The following is a 4,139-nucleotide window of genomic DNA, read 5'->3' on the forward strand; positions in this document are numbered from 1 at the left end:
TCCCTAACCCCGCAGCGGCGACCAGCGTATCCCCGCTGGAGCAGTCAGGCTCCTCAAAAACGAAATGTTCAAAGCGCAAAGCAAAACCGGATATGTATCAGACGGTGACAGATAACATCATCAGGGCGCTGGAAGCGGGCGTAAAACCCTGGGTCTGTCCGTGGACAGGTAACGGGGCTGTTTCCGGGTTACCGGCTAATTTTTCAACCGGCACAGCTTACAGCGGAATTAATATTATGCTGCTGTGGAGCAGTGCAGCGGAGCAGGGTTATACTGACCCCCGGTGGCTGACTTATAAACAGGCGGCAGAGCAGGGCGGTCAGGTTCGTAAAGGCGAGCACGGCACCACCATTATTTATTACAAAATGCTGGAAAAAGAAAACGAGGAAGGGGAGACTGAACATATCCCTATGCTGAAAACTTTTACCGTTTTTAATGTGCAGCAGATTGATAATTTAGCGGTTGAATATGCAGCATTACCGGCGGCGTTATTTGATCCCATAGAAAAAGCCGAAGCTCTGACAATCCGCAGCGGTGCTAAAATTACAGAGAAAGGCATACAGGCGTTTTACCGTCCGTCTACTGATGAAATATATTTACCTGAAAGATACCGTTTTAATAATGCCGCTGATTTTTATGCGACACTGAATCATGAATTAATTCACTGGACAGGAGCGAAATTCCGTTTAAACAGAGAAAAGGGCGGTAAATACGGTTCCGACAAATATGCCTTTGAGGAATTGATAGCAGAATTAGGATGTGCCTTTTTAATGGCGGATTTGGGAATAACCGGTGATGTGCAGCATGAAAGCTATATATCCTCATGGCTGAAAGCACTGAATGATGATAAACGGTTTATATTTAAAGCCGCGAGCGCAGCATCAAAAGCACACCGGTATCTGACAGAGTGTTAATTAAAGTCTGTAATCTCTGATTATGCCGCCGTTGTAACTGAATATAGCTCCGGTGGCTAAGGGATAAAATGAGGAAAAGGTAAAATGATAAAGACATTGAAGAAATCAAAAAAACATCAAAAGGAATAATACGATTTTGTGTTTAAATTGACGGGGGCATGAAAAACGCCCCCGCCGTGATAAAACCACCAACTAAAATTTTATCACCATCAGAATAATTACATCGTTGGATATAGTCAATGCACTAATGACGGTTTTTTATGTTTCTGTAGATAACATAAATTTCGGCAGCGTAACGCTGTCTTTTAAGCTCCTGCTCAGGTGATTTTTTCCTGCCTGCATTGTAAGCCCCCACACCCCGCCAGATATCCTTTTCAAGCTGAATGAATTTAGCCAGGTAATAAGCGCCGGTATAAATATTCATGCAGGGATCCTGTTTCAGAATATTTTCATGAATGCCGTACTTTCTGAGTTCATTAAAATTCTGAGAATGGATCTGCATCAGGCCAATGGCATATTTTTCATCAGACACACGGTTAAGGGCATCAGTACGAAATGATGACTCTCTGAATGAAACAGCCCTTAATAAATCCGGGTCAACATGATAATCACGACCGGCAAGATCATAGCAATCCTGTGCTACTGACAGAGCAGGAAACATCAATGCAGAAAATAATGTGAAAAGCGTTTTCATAATATCCACGTCAGTGACTAACTTTCATGGATTACAGCATTTTTCACCAAAAAACGGAAGCGGGATTTTATTTGTGAATACACGCAAGGCACAAGATACAAAATAGTCTTCTCTGAAAATAGATTTCCACACACTACGCAAATTTAAAATTTGCATGAATTTATTTTAATATCAGTGTCTTATAGTTAAAATAATATGAAATATTTAAGATTTATCGAAATCACAGTGCTCTTTTAGTGTTAAATCGGGGCTTTATCCGGCCAAAAAAATGGCTTTTGAGTGGCTAATTCATCAATATCAATATGTTAAATTTAAAGTGCTAAATCAGTGCCCCTTGGTTGTGCTGGAATGGTGCTGCGTGATTAGCTTGATTGGTGCTTATTTTGATGATAAAAAGCACTAAGAAGGCACTTTTCATTATCTGGCTGTTTTTTTTGTCAGCACTAATAAAGCACCAAAATAAGAGAGAATAATATTATGGCACGACAGAATGTTTATATGAATCAGAAAACGTATGATGCTTTAAAATCTATTGTGGAAGAGCGGAGAGTTGACGGTGCCAGTTTTTCGGATGCCAATATGTCGAGTGTCAGTTCTGAAATGCTGGAGATAGGTATCCGGGTTACCATGAATCTGAAAAAAAAATCAGAAGAATTAGGAGATGACGGTTATACCTGGGAAGAGCTTTATAAGAAGCAGATTATGGATGACCTTGTTAAATCGAAAGTCTGTCTGCAAAAAATATTTGAAATGCTGTTTGATCTGCAGGAGATAAAATCAGATTCCCGTTATGATTTCAGAGAAGCAGTTCAAAAAATGAAAGCTGAAAGGGATGAGTTGTTAGCGAAGTTTTTTGAAGATAAAGAGTGGATAAAATGATTGCTGATATGAACATCATTTTGTGATGCATAGCAATCATTTTTATTGTTATTTGACTTTAGTGTGTGTTATATTTTATGTAATTTAAAATTTAAGAAATCGCTCAGTAAGAAAGTGCTAGCTTTCCTACTGAGCTAAACACATAACCCATACCTTTTGGAGACGGTTACATGTCTAACGAACATGCTATTGATCTTTGTTCGAGATCTCAAGAAGATTTTAAGCATTTACTGCTAAATCTGAATAAAAAATCATCTTACTGGTGCATTTTTGATAAAAATTGCCATATCCTCGAGATGAGTGACGTCCTGCCTGAATGTTTTTTCCAGCCTAAAAAAACTGATCAATTTTTTTTATTTAAATCAGGCGTTATCTTTTTACAAGATGAAGTTGAATCAGTATTTAAGCCATATGAAATTAATTTTGATTCTTTTATTATTGATGGTGGCGAATGTTATGTAATGTTTCTTACTTTAAATAATGAAAATTATCTTGATTTAATTCTTATGGATTTGAATAATTTTTATTATAAAGATAACTTAGGTAATAAGTTAACAATAGAGTACGCCATTGAGTTACTAAGGGATGTTAATCCATTTGATAAAATTAGTCAGAAAGATTGGCTTATTGCTTGGTTGGTAATTCATGACTTCACAACAGAAAGAATTTCTATTTATCTAAAACAAAAGCCTAACTCAATAAATATAGCGATAAAGCGTCTGCTAGGTGTGAGAAAATTAGAGTTATTTGATCGTGATCTATTTAAAAAAGTAGCAAAATTATTGGGTTGGTATAATTATGTTCCTGCATCGTTAATATATAAAAGCACCATTAAAACCACTGTATATAAAAACATACCATTAAATGGTACAGACACAGTAAAAATTTTCACATATAGTCATTCAGATTTTAATCTATAAATGAGAATTTTATGAAACAGAAAGAATATCGTCCGATTACGATCAGTATTTCGATTTCTGCCGAAACCAACCGCTTACTGACTGAATCCGCCAGACAGTCAAAACGCACAAAGGCTATTGAGGCAATTATCCGTTTATCTGAAAGTCTCCGGGATGTAAATCATATTGAAGGTCATTATCAGCAGTTACTGACGAAATATTAAAATGTAATTAAATATTAATAATATTTTCTTTTTATCTCTTATTTGTTGTATTTCACAGCAACGGTATCGCTTTGCCTGAAAACAGGGCAGGGCAAATCCGTGCGGTAGCTATACCCTGATTCCGGCAGTGTTACACGGCCTATTTCTTTTTACTCAATATACAGGAAATATGCCGGGTAATATTGCCCGGACGATGACGGTAATAATGGTTACCGCATCATTTTTCAGTGTACTCAAAAGGAATTTATAATGAGTGAAATGTCTGTCATGAATAATAATGCCGCGCAACCGGCGGCAAAAAAGGGTCTGTTTGCCCGTGCGCTGGCGGCGGTCAACAGCAAAACCGCCAAAACCCTGTTTAAGTATGTGGCCGCCCCGCTGGCACTCTGGCTGGCTGCCCGCGGGGTTGCCAACGCGGAAGACCTGACCGCCGCCGGTAAAGAGGATGCGGCGGACACCTTCGGTGAAGACTCCACCATGATGTATTACTTCATGCTGGCCGAAGTTATCCTGGTCTTCATTCTGTACA

At 38.4% G+C, this 4,139-nt stretch carries 6 protein-coding genes; 5 read left to right on the forward strand and 1 reads right to left on the reverse strand.

From position 1 onward, the window contains the following. Window positions 1-914, forward strand: a 914-nt coding sequence (locus tag X965_RS18385; protein WP_036419673.1) for an ArdC family protein, incomplete at its 5' end; no start/stop codon positions are given. A gap of 244 nt (window positions 915-1,158) precedes the next feature. On the opposite strand, the gene X965_RS18390 is transcribed toward X965_RS18385, so the two are convergent. Beyond that, on the reverse strand, window positions 1,159-1,608 hold the full coding sequence (locus X965_RS18390; protein ID WP_036419682.1) for a transglycosylase SLT domain-containing protein: 450 nt from the start codon (window positions 1,606-1,608) through the stop codon (window positions 1,159-1,161). 477 nt (window positions 1,609-2,085) lie between these two features. Between X965_RS18390 and X965_RS18395 the strand changes: the two genes are divergently transcribed. From X965_RS18395 to X965_RS18410, 4 genes are all read left to right on the forward strand, one after another. Continuing rightward, entirely contained in the window at window positions 2,086-2,487 is a 402-nt protein-coding gene (locus tag X965_RS18395; protein WP_072144606.1) for a relaxosome protein TraM, read from the forward strand. Between the two features lie 170 nt (window positions 2,488-2,657). Then, on the forward strand, window positions 2,658-3,407 hold the full coding sequence (locus X965_RS18400; RefSeq protein ID WP_036419676.1) for a hypothetical protein: 750 nt from the start codon (window positions 2,658-2,660) through the stop codon (window positions 3,405-3,407). Window positions 3,408-3,418: 11 nt separating this feature from the next. Further along, a complete protein-coding gene (locus X965_RS18405) occupies window positions 3,419-3,610 on the forward strand; it encodes a TraY domain-containing protein (RefSeq protein ID WP_036419678.1) in 192 nt (63 codons plus the stop codon). A 249-nt stretch (window positions 3,611-3,859) separates the two neighbouring features. Continuing rightward, window positions 3,860-4,139: type IV conjugative transfer system pilin TraA (locus X965_RS18410; protein ID WP_036419681.1), on the forward strand; the 280-nt coding region annotated here is incomplete at its 3' end.

Source organism: Morganella sp. EGD-HP17, assembly GCF_000512315.2.
Taxonomy (GTDB): domain Bacteria; phylum Pseudomonadota; class Gammaproteobacteria; order Enterobacterales; family Enterobacteriaceae; genus Morganella; species Morganella morganii.

Coding starts and splice junctions, on each gene's coding strand:
- X965_RS18390 (WP_036419682.1), bottom strand. CDS start 1,608: ATGAAAACGCTTTTCACATTATTTTCTGCATTGATGTTTCCTGCTCTG.
- X965_RS18395 (WP_072144606.1), top strand. CDS start 2,086: ATGGCACGACAGAATGTTTATATGAATCAGAAAACGTATGATGCTTTA.
- X965_RS18400 (WP_036419676.1), top strand. CDS start 2,658: ATGTCTAACGAACATGCTATTGATCTTTGTTCGAGATCTCAAGAAGAT.
- X965_RS18405 (WP_036419678.1), top strand. CDS start 3,419: ATGAAACAGAAAGAATATCGTCCGATTACGATCAGTATTTCGATTTCT.